Raw genomic sequence first — 15,731 nt, forward strand, 5'->3', positions numbered from 1 at the left:
ATTCTTATTTAGTTTTTTCTAAAAGGCCTTGGGGATTTTATGATAGTAAAACAAATGTCTTCGTTTATGTAATTCTACTTTGATCCCATAAGTATCTTATTGTATAAAATTTACCTTACTTAGGTTCTATGTACTCAAATGAATTTCCATCAGGATGCCGTGCAATCATTTTTAATCCATTAGGAATCGATAAAGGCTCTACCAATAATTCTCCGCCTTCACGCTTGATAAATTCTTTAGCATCATTAACAGAGTCTACTACAATGGTCGCCGTGATATTATAAGCGGGGTTATTTTCAGTTCCAGCGAGTACTAATAAGTTCGGAAACTTTGCAACATCAATTTTTCCTATAGAAAATACATTTTGAACTTCTTGGTCTAATAATGATTTGTAAAAAATCTAGATGGGGATTTAATTCAGGAATATATACTCTCGGTATAATTGATAGTACTTTCATATATTATTTCCCTCCGCATTTACATTTTTATAATCGTTTTTAAAACTCTTTCTTTCATATTTTTCAGCACTTGTTGCGCCAGGCTTTTATGCTTATTATATATCGCTTTATTTTTAAGTATCGTACATGGTACTGCTTCAAAAAATATTTTTTACCTCCCTTCTCTCATTTTTCATTTTAGTTGATTCCCTTTCCTAACATTTGCTAAAAATGAGCTATTATCAAGTTTATTGTCTTCTGCTCTGAATGCTTTGAAAGTTAAAGTGTACTAACCCAATACGATTCAATATCGTGTTCTTGCATTTTTTTCATTAAGCTTTGCACAGCAGTGTCTGGCATGACGTTATATCTTTTTAGATTACCTTCACTATGAGACTCTCTAGATTTAGGAGGAGTTTCGGGAGTTAATTTATTACTTTGAACTTTAAAAACATGATTAATTTCGTAATGTATCTCCATCTTTCCATTGATTTTCTACTACACCAAGAAATTTTTCAATTGAACAAGCAAGTCCTATTTCTTCTTCCCATTCTCTCAAAAGCGCTTTTTCAGCTGCTTCTCCTAATTCGATATGTCCTCCTGGCAAAAAAGAATGATGCCCTTTAAAATGTGCTATTAAAAGTTTTCCGTCTTTTATGAGAACACCTCTTACAATGTGGTGAAATTGAGTTTTCATCTTCTCCCCCCCTTATTCACTTAACGTACTTACATGTAAGTTTGACAAGACAAAGATATTTTCCTTTTGATAAGGCAATGAAATTCATCTTAAAATACATAAAAAATAGAATAAAAGCAGCTTTTTTTAACTCTCTTTTGATAAAATTGAATTTAAATAGAAACTTTACATTATGTATTCCTTACAGTAATTATTTTCTTCTTCCTATGAAACTAAATAATTTTTTATAGTCCTAATTAGCCAAAAGATAAGATGAAAATCATGTACGAAATAAATGTAAGTAACGCAAGGCAAAATATAAGAATTGTGCTGGATACACATCGTTCGATTTTCTTTTTCATTCACTTTATTTTTTCAAGTTTGTAGGATCAATGTGAATTTGACCTTTCCAAGATCCAGCTACTTTTCCGATTTTCGCTATATTTACATCTAACGTAAGTGGTTGTTTAAAAGCTTCTTTACCTTCAGGGCCTTCAACAAATGTAATGACGCCTTCTGGTCTATCTTTATCACGAATCCCTACATGCTTTAATTCTTCACCTGATGCCATGAGTTTGAATGGTAAACCACTTACTCCTTGAATAAATGATAATTGTGAGAAGTTACCATTTTTCTCTAGGTACTCTGGATTTTCTTTTTGTTGATTATTTTTTTTGCCATCGTTTTTAAGATCTAATCCCGATGTATCAAATTCAAACGTTACTAAGCTTCCATCCGCTTTTTCAATTTTATAATGAACGGATATACGTGAATCCGCAACATATAATTCTTTAAAATGTACAGTAACACCTTGATCTGTAATTTTTTCATCAATCGGAATGAATTGACCATTTTTCATCATGTCTTGTGTAACCCCATTTTCATCTTTCATTCCTTCATTTACAACCTTATCATTTAAAATTTCATTTAAAAAATAGGAAGCGATATTCGTAGCTGCCACTTGCACTTGTGGAATCATAGCTGTTGTAAAAAGCCCTGCTGCAGCTACTGCTGTATACATGAAACGTTTTGATTTTTTATTCATATTTGTAAACAAGCCCTTCTTCTGTTCCGTTTTTGGATTTATATAAGCAATATTTTCTGATTTTGTGCGACTTTCAAATATTTTCCACGCTTGATCAACATCAACTTTGATTTCTTGTGATGAATGTATAGTTTCTTCCTCTAACAATACGTTTTCCCATTGATTTAATTTACTGATTTCTAGCAATACATCTTGACATGATTCACATGTATCTAGATGTATTGTGAATTCCTTTCTTTTATCATGAGAAAGCTCCCCGTCCATATACGTTTGAATAAACCCCTTGTTATAACAACTCATTTGTTATGCCTCCTCTAATTGTTTATAAATCTTACGAAATTTTTGTTTGGCTCGGACTAATAATGTACCAATAGAAGATATGTCAACTTGAAGCACTTCTGCAATTTCTTTATATTGAAAACCAGAAAATTTCAGTAATAAAATGGTTCGTTCTCGCTCATTCATGTTACTGAGTACGTTTTGTACCTTTGTCATTTCTTCTTTTCGTATCCAGTCATCATCTAGAGAGGAAATATGTTGTACTTCATGATATTGTATGGTCTTATCTATTCTTGCCTGATGCCGTTTTTCAGATCGGAGATAGTTATATGCTACATAAGTAGAAGATTTTATGAGCCATCCAGGTACATTTTCAATTGCTTTCCAATCGTTGTGATATAGTTGCAGAAATACTTCTTGTGCTAATTCTTCGGCGATAGTCTGACTTTTGACAATGTATATAATCTGTTTTACAACATAAACGTAGTATTGTTTAAACAAACTTTCAAATGTCACATCCGAATCAGGCCTTTCTTCCCTTTTTATCGTTAACATGGATAAAACCTCACTCTCATTTAATGCCTGCATTATATAGAAACCAGAAAACCTAGTTTTGTGACAAAAATTTTTATTTTTTTATTATGTACGAAAAAAAGCATTCATCTTTCAATTAGATGAATGCAAAAGACGGAACGTTCTATTCGTATATCCTCTCATGTATCCCTTCTGCTCAACCGTAGCAGAGAAACGAACTGATTGCAACGCGTTTCTCTGCTATTTCCATTTGACGATAACGGTTGCCATCTCGGCATGGATTAGGCTGTTTCTGTCTCCTTTCCTCGAACGTTTTATTCTATACTTTTTAACGATTCAATCATATTTATTTTGTTAACTTTTCGCCTAAGTAGTAAGTTAGATAGAATGGTAAGTAAGAACGCCAAAATAATAGAAAGCAACATGATAAAAATATTTAGTTTATCCGGGATTTGTTGATGGGTACTCGACAGTGCCTTTACGATAAATGAATAAACATAGCTACTTATCGGTAAAGCTACAATGACCGCAAATGCAGTTAGTATGATGTTTTCAAAAAATATAAGTCTGTTTATTTTATGTTTTTGATAGCCTAATACTTTAAGTGTTGCTAGCTCACGATTCCTTTCATAAATGTTTATGGAAGATATCGTATATATAGCGCCAAAGGACAGTATGATGGCGGAAATGATAAACATGATAAATACAAAACTGTTTTGTTTCAAAATATATTGGGCTGATTTCTTTAGATCATTTTTATCTGCAATGGTATCTACATGAGGATTTTGTTCAAAGAAGTTACGAACATTTTTAAGGTCTGTAGAACTATTTGCTTCAACTAAAAGTGAGGTTGGACTGTAGTTTATGCCAAAAGTCTTTAAATAGGCTGGTGTGATATAAAATGATGGATTCGAATACTGTGTAGATATATGTAAAACCTTCATATCTACAGATTTATTTTTAAGCTCTGGTGCTGTGAACTTGATTTGAATTATATCCCCTTCTAAAATATGATATTTGTCAGCGTAAGATTTTGGTACGAGTACACCATTATTTTCTAAAGATATCTTATTTTCATGCTCGTCAAAGAAGTGAATGAGATTGTTTTCTTTTTCAGTAACAACTAGAGTGGCATTTTCTTTGTTCTCCCCTTTTATAAATTCAGTAGGAAAGGTGGATAAAAAATAACTATTTTTAATACCTGCGGGTAGCTTTTTCGTATCAGAAGATGTTCCCATCGTATAATCTACTCGTAAATCATACGTATAAACCTCTTCAATTTGATTAGCTACTTTCAGCAAGGCCGTTTGAGTACCAAAAGCAGCTATTAATAAAACAGTACTTATAATAACACCAATTGAGCTCGCTAAAGCTTTTTGTTTATTTAAAAATATATTTCTCAAAATGAGTTTGTAACTGTAGGAAATACGACTCCAAATATGTGGAACTTTTTCTATAAAAAGTTTTTTCATATTCTTTGGTGGTTTAGGACGCATAGCCTGCGCCGCGCGTTCTTTTAATATCGTTCTACCACTTAAATAACATGACAGGAGTCCAAAAGCACTAGAGAAAATGATGGGAGGAATGATGGAATAAAGAGAAAGTGAGTATGTAATGTCAGGCAGAGAATAAGCTCTTGCACTCGACGTAGTTACTAGCGGAATAAATACAGTAGCGGCAATGATAAATCCTATGATTGAGCCTATTATAGCGACTAGCACAGGATATCCCATGTAATGAAGCATGATATTTCTATTTTTTACACCTAAAGCCTTCATAATACCTACTTGATTTCTTTGAGAATCTATCATCCTCGACATTGTAAGGAACAGGATAATCGCTTCAATCAAAAAGAGAACGAAAGGTATAACTTTACTCATTAAGTTGTTATTATATATCGTTTGGTTTATTTTAGAATAATTGAAAGTCCGTTCTTTACTTACTTGATCCAAATAAGTGAGGTGTTTGGATTGTACTTCAATTGATTTACCTAATTTGTCAATATCGTATCCTTTTTGAGCATCAATCATGATTTCATTATAGTAAAAGTCGTCTACAATTTCAGGTATTGTCTTTTCGGCAATATAAGCTATTCCGTAAGTTTTATGATCTTGTATTTCATTCTTTTTTGCATGTTCAACATTCTCCCCCAGGCCGCTAATTGTAAACTTGAAATTCCTTCCATTCGCACTTAGACTAATTTGATCACCGACACGATAATGATGTTCTTTGGCATAACGAGAATCTACTAAGATCTCATCCTTTTTTGATGGGATACTCCCCTCAATCATCGTAGGCGTGTTTATTTCATTTTGTACAGGGATCGAATGAATTTTTAATGAAGTTTTATAATCTTTAAAGGTTTGCGTAGCGTCAAAGGTATAACGCCCTTCTATTTTATTGATACCTTCAATTTTGCTTAAATTAGCCACATCATCTTTGGGAATTTGACTGAAATATACATTTAAGTCACTTAAATTATGTTCTTGAAAGTAACTCTTAACATAGGCACTAAGATTATCGCTATACGTTATCAACCCCGCATAGAAAAAAGCTCCTACAGCGGTAATCAAAACTAAGGCTATAAATTGCCCTATAGATTGTTTAATATCCCTTAGTAATTTTAAAAATAATTTCATAATTACCACTCGATCCCTTCGATACTTTGTTTTTCAGTATTAATCGTAACACTTTCGATCATTCCGCTTTTAACCTTAATAATTTTATCAGCCATAGGAGCAATCGCAGAATTATGTGTAACCAAAACAACGCATTTTTTTGTTTCTGTGTTCAAATCTTGAAGAAGTTTTAAGACGGACTTACCTGTAACATAATCTAAAGCCCCGGTTGGTTCATCACAAAGTAAAAGTAAAGGATTTTTTGCAACGGCTCTAGCTATAGCGACTCTTTGTTGTTCTCCTCCAGAGAGTTGGGATGGAAAATTTTTAATACGATTCGTTAATCCAACTTTATGTAAAATATCTTTAGCATCCAGATGGTTTTTACATACTTCAGTGGCAAATTCAACATTTTCTAGAGCGTTTAAATTCGGAATTAAATTATAGAATTGAAATACAAAGCCAACTTTCTCACCTCGATATTCCGTTAATTTTTTTTCATTGAATTTTGTTATTTCTTGATCACCAACAAACACTTGACCTGAGGTAGCTGTATCCATACCACCAAGTATATTCAAAATCGTACTCTTCCCTGCACCACTTGCACCCAGAATAACGACGAATTCTCCCTCTGCTATGGAAAAATTAACACCAGCAAGAGCCTGGATTGGCACTTCGCCTATTTTGTATTCTTTCGTTACTTCTTTGAATTCAATTAACTTTTTCACATATTACATCTCCTTCATATCTTATTTTTGAAAATTAATTTAATTAAATATTCAGTTTTTAAAGACCGGAAATATTCAAATTAAACTTTTTTAGCATCTTGGACCATGCCGGTAACGTCATCAGCTCATATCTAAACTTTACGATAATTCGAGTATTCCCCCATTAGTTCGCTTGTTTCTCTCATTGTTATACTATACCAAGTGAAAAGTTTCATCCTGCAGACGACGTATTTGAGTATCGGTCTCCAGAAGGAGTTTTGTCTCGCCGCCATCAGCGTTCTCCCTTAAGTTCTCAGTCTATTAGTCAAAATTCCTGTATGTTTTATTCGGTAATTTGCTTATATCTCCTCTTAAAATTAAGAAGCCAATGATTACACTTTGGTCAAAATAAAAACTCTCTATTTGCGGGAGAGTCGATTAGAAAATACTATACTGAAGCAGGAGCAATCTTAAAATACTAAAAAAATGCCATGAATAATCATTAATTGTATATACTTATATATTCATTCGGAATGATAACACTTGAATTATTCTTGGCGAATGAATGGTTTGTATTCCTTCATTTGCCCATCTCCTCAAAATAGATCCATATATGTTATGTATGCTGTTGTATATGAATTATGATATTCATTATATATTGTCTTATTTTCAAGTGTCATACGTGGTATGTACAGTGGTACGAAAATACCAATCAGTGTATTCATCAAGTCGGTTTGTTTTTAGTTTGTATTTAGACCTCTTTTTACAATCGCCTTTCAATTTACAGAGTTTTATAATTTGATAGAATTATTTTACATTTTTTCTTGCCTTATACAAAACCTATCCTTTAGTATGAATATATAAATCTAATTGTCTCTATTTTGTTTAAATGAATTATAAATAATTAGATTTATATGATTAAGTTTATAAAAAATCAGGAGGGGTATGTGTGTTTTCAAAATGGAAAAAAGGATTTGTAACGACTTTATTTGCATTAACAGCGTTTTCAACTGCAGCATCTGCGGAAGAATTACCGGCAGATCAAGGGAAATGGCAGAATTGGGTTCGTGAGCATGCGGTTAAATTACAGGAGCCGACTGCTAGTACGAATGAGGATTTATCTTTTTTAAAACAAACTTTACAGGATAAACGTATTGTTTTATTAGGTGAATCTACTCATGGTTCAACTGAAATGAATCAATCAAAGGTTCGAATGATTAAATATTTGCATGAAGAAATGGGTTATGATGTGATTGCGTTTGAATCAGGTTTTGCCGAGGCGAATGCTGTGTATCAAAACTTGGATAATTTAACAGCCGAACAAGCAATGAAGAAAGCGATTTATGGAGTGTGGCATACTGAGGATGTGGAAGAATTATTTCAGTATATAAAAGAACAAAAAGAAAAAGGAACACCTCTTATTTTAACAGGATTTGATATACAAATACCGTGGAACGCTTCTTCTGCTACATTTGCAACTTCTGCAAACGAATGGGTTAGCAAATTGAATCCTGAAATAGGTAAACTACTTGTAGAAGCAGAGGGAGAAATTGTGAAATATCGTTCTGTCTCTTCTTATGAAGAATTCCAAGCAATGCAGAAACCTCTTTTAAGTAAATACGAAAAAGTAAAAGAGTTTATTCAACAACATAAAAAAGAATTACAACAAGTAGCACCTAAAGCATCGTATGATATAAACCTTCTCGAAAAAACGATTAGTATTCGAATTGATACACTAAAAACACATCTTTCATATGAAGTAAAAGAAAAACCTTCGATGGATTATACATTTTATTCTCGTGATCAAAAAATGGGACAAAATTTAGCTTGGTTAAGTGAAATGCAATATAAGAATAAAAAAATAATGGTGTGGGGACATAATTATCATATAAGAAAACAAAATTCTAAAATGATCATGAGTTTTCCATATTCAAAAAAATATCCTAATATGATGGATGTTTTACCAAAGTACTTAAAAGATCAAATGTATTCTGTTGGGGTATATGCATATAGTGGAAGTAGTTTAGATGATCAGAATGATGAGATTAAACATGTAATTGACAAACATCAGGCTAATAGCATTGAAGCTATTTTGAAAGCAGCTCAACATCCGCAAGTATTTGTAAATTTAAAAAATGAGAAAAACCGCCCTGAAACGTCTTGGATGTACTCACAAATTATAGGACAATATTGGGGGATTTGGGATGAGTATATGATTCCTAATGAACAGTATGATGGTATTCTCTGGTTAGAGCATATTACGCCTTCTCAGATTAAATAAAAGCCAACAGCGCGCCAACGAAATATAGGGTGCGCTGTCTATGTTGTATAGAGATAATAAAGTCGTTTAATTATATTCTTAAAAATAAAGTAACCATTTATCTGTACGCTGATAGATGGTTACTAAAGATGTTTAAAAGGTTAGCTTTTCTTTCGCTTTACGATTTTTTAAGAATATTAAAGTTGTTTAATTTCGGAAGGTGAATAGTTACACATAGCCTCCTTTTTTAATTATTTATTTTAGCCAATATAGATTTAACAAAGTTTGTTTTATCATCTGCATATTTATGTTTATCATTGGGATTAGCCTGTGAAAGTTGAATCTTTAACTGTTCATACTCAATCCGAGAAGTTTTATTATTTTTTAAGTAATCTCTAAAATACAATTGTTCAATTAAATATTTATTACCCTTTTCATACATATGAATTTGATGTGTTCTCGGCTCTCCCTTATTAAAATAATATCTTTCAGGTAATACATCTTTTCTATACTTATAATTTAACTGTTCTAACTTAGCAATACATTTCACACCATTTTCAACATTCTTTAATTCAACCGCAATATCAATAATAGGTTTTGCACTCAAGTGTGGAATAGAAGTACTTCCAATATGGTGTATTGCCAAAATGTATTCTCCAATTTGTTTTTCAATTAGTTGTTTCTCTTTTAAAAATTCGACTTCCCATTCCTCAGTCCAAGAAACTAAAAAAACTTCACCATGGGGTAACCCTAACATTTGATTAACTCCTCCTGCATACAGCCCTTTTCTTATTGAATTTGATTGCTTTTAACATCAATACCTGTTTCTTCTTTAATTTCACGAATTACGCTTTCTAAGGATGTTTCTCCGCTCTTTATTTTTCCTCCCACACCATTCCATAATCCTTTAGCAGGAGCGTATTCTCTGTTTAACATGAGGATTTCTTCGTCTCTTTTTATGAAACACAAAGTGTAGTTGTACAAAATATCTTCGCTCCTTTTTATTTAGTAATCTAATTCTATCAAACTAAAAAAGGGAAAAGGTTTACATGTTTTTACACTTAGTTATGCATAATCGTCCCATTAAAAATATACGGTACAGTTTCTTTTCGTTGTAATAGACCTTTTACGTTTTCGGGAAGCCGTAAATATGTTTCAGCAGTTTGCAAATCCATCCATGTAATTTCCTCGATTTCTTCGGGCCGTGATATATGTATTTCGCCGCCTATAATTTCCCCAATAAAGTTAATGAAAATAGCATGGTGACCTCTCTCTTCAAAAAACGCTTCGCTTATTGAGAAAACCCCATCTACTTCTATATCTAATCCTGTCTCTTCTTTTACTTCTCGAGTTGCGGCTTCTTCTAACGTTTCACCAAACTCGACTGCACCACCTGGTAAAGTGAAATAAGATGCGCGTGAGCCTGTATTTTTAACCATTAATACTTTCTCTTGAAATTCATCATAAAGTAGTACATATGTTACTGTTACTTGTTTCATAGGAACCTCCTTTGTTATTTTCTAATATACAGTTCTCTATAAAGCGAAGTATCCCTTGTTACGAATTTCAAATTCTAACTTTGTAAATAGGTTTTATTTTCGAAATAGCATATCCTTCAATAGTTAGCAAAAAATCATGTGTCTATAAAAAACACATGATTTTCTCTTTAATTTATAATTTGTGTATTTTGCTGTTTTTCTTGATAAACTTTTCGGAACTTCAAGTAGCATCCAATGCGCCAAGGTACTATATAGCCCAAAGCTACCGTGAAAAATAGAACACCAACAGATTGTGGATCTAGTCCTTCGATATGACTTCTAAAATAATAGCGAATAAATACGATTACTAAAAATGTCGCGATAAAGGCAATACTCTTTTTGGGATAAATTTGCCCGTCTCCCCTTATCTCATATCCACTTAATATAACAAGAGGTATAGATAATATAAGTCCAATAGCTGCCGCTAAACTGATTTGCCATATTTCAAGTTTCATTGGTACGGAATATAGAGAAAGACCTGGTATCAAAAAGAATAACGGAAATAAAATACGTCTCCCCTTTCTTTTCATTGGTCGATTCATAGAACGCATTCTCAATAACACGATAAGTACGGCAATACTGAAAAAGAAAGTAATGTTTGGTGAAGTTGTTCCCATATATGAGCCTCCTTTTTTAATATTGTAAAATCTAATAATAACCTTTTAAATACATGCTTATTATACGCGTATATTTTAAGTGATTCCAATTTTAAATGCTATTATTTGGAATGTTTCAATGATGTTTCTTATAATAGGAGAAAAAGATTAATGGTGAATGAAATGAAACCTCACAAAAAGAAAAGACTGAGAAAGAAAAAGCGTAATCGTAAAACGTATAAGCAAATGGTATTTCAATGTTGGATTAATATTAAGGTGTTTTTGAAAGGTGTATTCATTTTAGCGCTTTTGGGAGGGTTTTGGGGATCTTGTTATTACATATTCGATAAAGTATCAAATCAGGAATTTACAGTTCATCTCGTTTTTGCTTTTGTAATCTGCTTTGTGTTGTCTTATATTCTTGGCTATATTATTAGTAAAATGAAGGATCTAGATTTTTCTAATATAAATGGAACTGGAGATATTGGCGATTTTATTATAGGTATGATTGTCTTTATATTATCTTTGTTAGTATTCGGCGGAATATATTCTGGTGTAAATTATATCCTTTATAAAATAAGTGGAAATAAAAAATTCAAACCTACGTAAAAAGAACCCTAATATTTAGGGCTCTTTTTGCATCTGTTAGGCTAGTTTTTGTTTTTCTTTTTGTAGTTCTTGGTTGCTTGGAGGACGAATCAAAATAGCGATAATGAAAGAAAAAATACATAGCACGCCTATTGTAATAAAGGTTGGCACGAATCCACCTAATAATGCACCGATAAATGATCCTGCAAGCCCTCCAAATCCAAATCCTTGATAAACGACTCCGTAATTTGTACTATGATTTTTCAAGCCAAAGAAATCTCCCACTATTGCTGGGAATATCGTGATATTCCCTCCAAAACAAAAAGCGACACTTGCTACACAGATGAAATAAATTGTGTAATTTAAGTTCATGAAACTTAAGGTGAAAACAGATGCTCCAATAACAATAAAGGTAGCGGAAACAATTTTTAATCGCCCTATTTTATCAGATAACGTCCCAAGAATAATTCGGCCAACCGTATTAAAAATTGCAATCATCGCAACAGCGTTAGCGGCGGTAGCAGCGCTAAGCCCTACAAGTTGAACACCGATATCCTTTACCATACTAATCAAATATAAACCGCCCATGCATGATGTGAATAACATGAAAAATAACAAATATGCTTGTTTTGTTTGTAGCATTTCTCGGGTTGTATAATCCGTGTGTAACGTTTCGGTCATTATGTTGTTTTCGGCAGCTTCACGTAAGAAACATGTACCTGTTAATACTAAAAGCAATACAATAATTCCCCAATATAAAAAGGTTTGTGACACCCCAACTGTATCAATGAATGTTCCGTTTACATATTTAAAAATTAAACTTCCCATTCCATAAGCTGAAACACATATACCAGAAATTAAGCCTTTTCGATTTGGAAACCATTTAATTAAATTTGATAATGATGTAATGTAAGCTGTCCCATCTGCATATCCAACAATAAAACCTGCTAATATATACAATAATGGCAATGAAGACACTAGAGAACTAAGGATTAAACCTAAGCCAAGAACAATCCCTGCGATCGCAATTAATTTACGCAGCCCTAATTTTTTCTGTAATTTCCCTGCAAACAAAGTTGAAAATGATAAAGAAAAGCTGGTAATAGAGAATGTTATAGCTACAGCATGAAGTTCCCATCCAAATTTATTTACTAACGGTTGATTAAACAAACTCCACGTATAAATTGTGCCAAGACCAATTTGTACAATGATTGTGCCGAGGACAATGAGCCATGGATGCATTGACGATTGTTTCATGCAAACTGTCCCTTTCTGTAATTGACATAAGTTATCAAAAGTTAGTATATCCATCAGGATGTATAAGATACGAATGTAAAGCTGGAAATTAAGACGCTCCATTATTTTTTCGCATACAAAAAGACACCGCCTAAGCGAAGTGCCTTTTTGTAGATTATATACGAATTTTATTGCAGAAAAGCTGTGTTAAGATAAGACATTTTCAAATGCTTATGTACATATAGTACCAAATAATAGCTTTCTTTTTATAGGGCTTAAGATGTATTTTACTTTCATAAAAAAGTCTTATAGAAGATTAAAATGAATTAATATTCGATTTCATCATAATCTTTTGGCTGAGGTACAGTTTGCATATTGGCTGAATCTTTTGGATCACTATATATAGCATTTTGTTCAATGCTTATGTCTTTGGTATTTTGTTTTTTCTTTTCACTTGTTTGTTTTTTCATCAGGGTACACTCCTTTTCTTTATAAAAATAGTTATACCCTAACTTAAATATTTTTACTGATATGTAAAAGATGGTTTTGCGAATGTATCAGCGACTAAATTGCTAAATTCTCGTAAATAATATAGATAATGATCTCCTCCATAGTTATATCTTTTATTATACATTTTAGCAACGACAACATTATATTTGGGAATAACTAAAATAGTGGGTCCTGTAATGCCTAATATTTGATACGAACCTGTAGGGACCCTTTCCCCAAGTTCACTTTGTAAAGCTGGTGTGTTTTGAACGAACCAAAAGCATCCATTTTGTGGTAAGTCTATGTTTTCATATTTTGGACTTTGAAGACTAGTTGCAATTTGAATAACCTCTTTCGGTACGATTTGTTCTCCGTTTATACACCCTTCATTTAAATGTAAATTCCCCCAATAGGCGAATTCTCTGGCAGAAACAAAAAGGTTTTTTTCAGTTCCATCATCTAACATTCCTGTACCACAAATTGCTTTTTCACGAGGATTTACGATTACCTTTACTAAATTCTTATCATGCTTTTTTCTCCACCCAGTTTCTTTAAAGCCTGCAGGTATAAAGACACGTTCTTTTAATAGCGCAGAGAAGCTTCTATCGTATAACTGATAAATAAGGTGTGTCATCATGCGTACATTAATATCTCTATAAGCCCATCTTTGACCAGGCTCGAATTCCCGATAAATCGTTCCGTCTGTTTTTTCATTTAAACCATGTGAATGAGTTACTAAATGCCTTAACGTTGTGTTACCAAGTAAACTTTTATCATAGGATTTAAAATAATCAGCTGCGTAATCATCGAGATTTTTTATTTTCCCTTCATATAATGCAAAGGCAACCGCTAAACCTAAGTAACTCTTTCTAGCTGAAGCAACATTAAATTGTGAAGAAGCTGTTACTAGTGCACTGTTTTCGGTGTTAGAATGTTTTCCGCTATAATGTTCAAGCACCAACTCATTATCTTTCATAATAAAAAGTGCCGCTGCGGAACTATGATTCCGTTCTTTAATTTCTTCTACCCATGAAACTAAATTTTGATATGTATGCAATTATTCACCTCTATATGAAATGCTGTATCAAATATTAACTTCGACGAAAATAGAAGATGCCCTTTAAATTGGCTGCTTTATAAAATGAAAGAAAAGTGTCTTTCCAATTACACTTTTCTTTCATACAATCCCTTCATTTATGTTACAAAGTTAAATAAACCACCAGCTCCAACAGCCAAAACAACTAAAACAACTAAAGCATCTGAAACATCCGCCGCAGCCGAAACAGCGCCCACCGCAGCCACCACAACGTCCACAACCGCCACAACCACCACAGCGACGAGCATCTTCTTGTGCATAATAATATGGATATTGGTTTTGATAATCCCAGTACATAACGTTTCCGGAATGATAATCATTTAAATTCAATGATTGCAGTTCTTGTTGAAACTCATTCATTTTAATACCCCTCCGTTTACAAATTGAAACTTCTATCCAGCAAATACAGCTAGAAAATAGAAACCAATCTCAATACGTACACCAACAAAATATGAGATTTGACTGGGTGATGTACCTTGTTCAGTTGCCTATTTTTAGATAACTTGTATACATAATGAAATAATGGAATTGAGTTTCAAAATATAAGAGGAGATTTTTGTAATCTGAGAAGTGTTTGAGAGAGTTGTACTGTTTCTCCTAATGTGTCCTTTGTAATTTGCTATTAAAAGCTTTTTATTTTTTATAGTGATCTCTCTTACAATATAATGAAATTTCGTTTCCAATTAGGATTTTTCCTTTTGTGCATGGATTACCTTATCCTATTTATCTTCATAAAGAACCATTACATTTGGCCAAAATACTCATTTAGTAGTGGCATAATATAAATCATAGGTGTTTCATAGGGATGAATTCTATGAATAACCGCAAGCGCATCTTTTACGATTTCTTGTTTACACCTTATTTCTACCTTACATTCTTGTCCTTCGCATATTTGACCTACTTCTCCGTTATAAGGTGATGCGTTTTCTAGCGGTCTCCAGTATCCTTTAACAGTGCTGTAAGATATGCAGTTATCATAATTCCCCACTTTACAAGCCTGAACTTTATTTAATTCGTCTCGTAAGTTTTCAATATATTCTTCTGGAATAAAGATTTCGATTTTTACTTCTTTACATTGCATGTTTTGTTTCACAACCTTTCTTAATAAATTTAAACAAGTAAACGGTATACTTGCTCTCCATCATAAATATGACCAAGATCTACAAAACCATAGCTTTCATATAACTTTTTTGCTCGAATGTTTTCTTTATGTACAGTTAAACGAATTTCTTTGCACTGAGAAAAATGATTCGTAATCCATCTAATCATTTCAAATAAGGCTGCTTTACCATATCCTTTTCTTTGGTGACTTTCATCGATCATAAATCCATTAATCCAATACATATGAGATGTATTCGGTTCAAAGGCATGCATAATAAATCCAACCATAATATCATTGTCGTATATAGCAAATGGTATATATTCTACATTGTCACCATCTGGTTTGATATATACTTTTGCAAGTGAGACAGCTACAGCTGGTACAAATTGATGTTGTTGCGTTGATACTTGTAATTTTAGTGCCTCTTCCCAGTTATCTCTGGTCACGATTTTCAATTGTATGTTTGTCATATGAACCTCCTTTGGAATAATGAATTGGAAAGAAAAAATCCCCTGAATTTTATTCTTCTA

General features: G+C 32.6%; 15 protein-coding genes and 2 pseudogenes. 2 read left to right on the forward strand and 15 right to left on the reverse strand.

The window, feature by feature from the left end:
* Positions 1-716 precede the first annotated feature (716 nt).
* The 5 genes and pseudogenes from ACX5JI_RS23820 to ACX5JI_RS23840 form a co-directional block, all read right to left on the reverse strand.
* Positions 717-1,134, reverse strand: a pseudogene (locus ACX5JI_RS23820) (NUDIX domain-containing protein).
* A 346-nt stretch (positions 1,135-1,480) separates the two neighbouring features.
* Entirely contained in the window at positions 1,481-2,458 is a 978-nt protein-coding gene (locus ACX5JI_RS23825) for a DUF4179 domain-containing protein (protein WP_459503462.1), read from the reverse strand.
* Between the two features lie 3 nt (positions 2,459-2,461).
* Positions 2,462-2,992: an RNA polymerase sigma factor SigX gene (locus ACX5JI_RS23830; protein WP_459503463.1), complete on the reverse strand. Its 531-nt coding sequence runs from the start codon at positions 2,990-2,992 to the stop codon at positions 2,462-2,464.
* 293 nt (positions 2,993-3,285) lie between these two features.
* Entirely contained in the window at positions 3,286-5,610 is a 2,325-nt protein-coding gene (locus ACX5JI_RS23835) for an ABC transporter permease (RefSeq protein WP_459503464.1), read from the reverse strand.
* Positions 5,611-5,612: 2 nt separating this feature from the next.
* The gene (locus tag ACX5JI_RS23840; protein ID WP_459503465.1) at positions 5,613-6,317 is read right to left on the reverse strand and encodes an ABC transporter ATP-binding protein; all 705 of its coding nucleotides are present in this window, start codon (positions 6,315-6,317) and stop codon (positions 5,613-5,615) included.
* 928 nt (positions 6,318-7,245) lie between these two features.
* Here ACX5JI_RS23840 and ACX5JI_RS23845 point away from each other — a divergent pair.
* Entirely contained in the window at positions 7,246-8,577 is a 1,332-nt protein-coding gene (locus ACX5JI_RS23845) for an erythromycin esterase family protein (protein ID WP_459503466.1), read from the forward strand.
* 226 nt (positions 8,578-8,803) lie between these two features.
* Here ACX5JI_RS23845 and ACX5JI_RS23850 read toward each other — a convergent pair whose 3' ends face one another.
* From ACX5JI_RS23850 to ACX5JI_RS23865, 4 genes and pseudogenes are all read right to left on the reverse strand, one after another.
* Positions 8,804-9,313 carry a GrpB family protein gene (locus ACX5JI_RS23850; RefSeq protein WP_459503467.1) on the reverse strand — a complete coding sequence of 170 codons (510 nt, stop codon included), beginning with the start codon at positions 9,311-9,313 and terminating at the stop codon, positions 8,804-8,806.
* A gap of 35 nt (positions 9,314-9,348) precedes the next feature.
* Positions 9,349-9,540, reverse strand: a pseudogene (locus ACX5JI_RS23855) (NUDIX domain-containing protein); the annotation flags it as partial.
* 77 nt (positions 9,541-9,617) lie between these two features.
* On the reverse strand, positions 9,618-10,055 hold the full coding sequence (locus ACX5JI_RS23860; RefSeq protein ID WP_459503468.1) for an NUDIX hydrolase: 438 nt from the start codon (positions 10,053-10,055) through the stop codon (positions 9,618-9,620).
* Between the two features lie 167 nt (positions 10,056-10,222).
* Positions 10,223-10,711, reverse strand: a complete 489-nt coding sequence (locus ACX5JI_RS23865) for a CcdC family protein (RefSeq protein ID WP_459503469.1) — start codon at positions 10,709-10,711, stop codon at positions 10,223-10,225.
* A gap of 150 nt (positions 10,712-10,861) precedes the next feature.
* Between ACX5JI_RS23865 and ACX5JI_RS23870 the strand changes: the two genes are divergently transcribed.
* The gene (locus ACX5JI_RS23870; RefSeq protein WP_459503470.1) at positions 10,862-11,299 is read left to right on the forward strand and encodes a permease; all 438 of its coding nucleotides are present in this window, start codon (positions 10,862-10,864) and stop codon (positions 11,297-11,299) included.
* Between the two features lie 36 nt (positions 11,300-11,335).
* On the opposite strand, the gene ACX5JI_RS23875 is transcribed toward ACX5JI_RS23870, so the two are convergent.
* The 6 genes from ACX5JI_RS23875 to ACX5JI_RS23900 form a co-directional block, all read right to left on the reverse strand.
* Positions 11,336-12,535 carry an L-lactate MFS transporter gene (locus ACX5JI_RS23875; protein ID WP_459503471.1) on the reverse strand — a complete coding sequence of 400 codons (1,200 nt, stop codon included), beginning with the start codon at positions 12,533-12,535 and terminating at the stop codon, positions 11,336-11,338.
* Between the two features lie 305 nt (positions 12,536-12,840).
* Positions 12,841-12,984 carry a hypothetical protein gene (locus ACX5JI_RS23880; RefSeq protein WP_459503472.1) on the reverse strand — a complete coding sequence of 48 codons (144 nt, stop codon included), beginning with the start codon at positions 12,982-12,984 and terminating at the stop codon, positions 12,841-12,843.
* Between the two features lie 53 nt (positions 12,985-13,037).
* Positions 13,038-14,060, reverse strand: coding sequence for a serine hydrolase domain-containing protein (locus tag ACX5JI_RS23885; protein WP_459503473.1), 1,023 nt, complete (start codon positions 14,058-14,060; stop codon positions 13,038-13,040).
* A gap of 150 nt (positions 14,061-14,210) precedes the next feature.
* Complete coding sequence (locus tag ACX5JI_RS23890; RefSeq protein WP_459503474.1) at positions 14,211-14,459, reverse strand: heterocycloanthracin/sonorensin family bacteriocin; 249 nt, start codon at positions 14,457-14,459, stop codon at positions 14,211-14,213.
* Positions 14,460-14,841: 382 nt separating this feature from the next.
* Complete coding sequence (gene cutA, locus ACX5JI_RS23895; RefSeq protein WP_459503475.1) at positions 14,842-15,180, reverse strand: divalent cation tolerance protein CutA; 339 nt, start codon at positions 15,178-15,180, stop codon at positions 14,842-14,844.
* Between the two features lie 29 nt (positions 15,181-15,209).
* A complete protein-coding gene (locus ACX5JI_RS23900) occupies positions 15,210-15,671 on the reverse strand; it encodes a GNAT family N-acetyltransferase (RefSeq protein ID WP_459503476.1) in 462 nt (153 codons plus the stop codon).
* Positions 15,672-15,731 lie beyond the last annotated feature (60 nt).

This window comes from Bacillus sp. C1, from assembly GCF_054570475.1.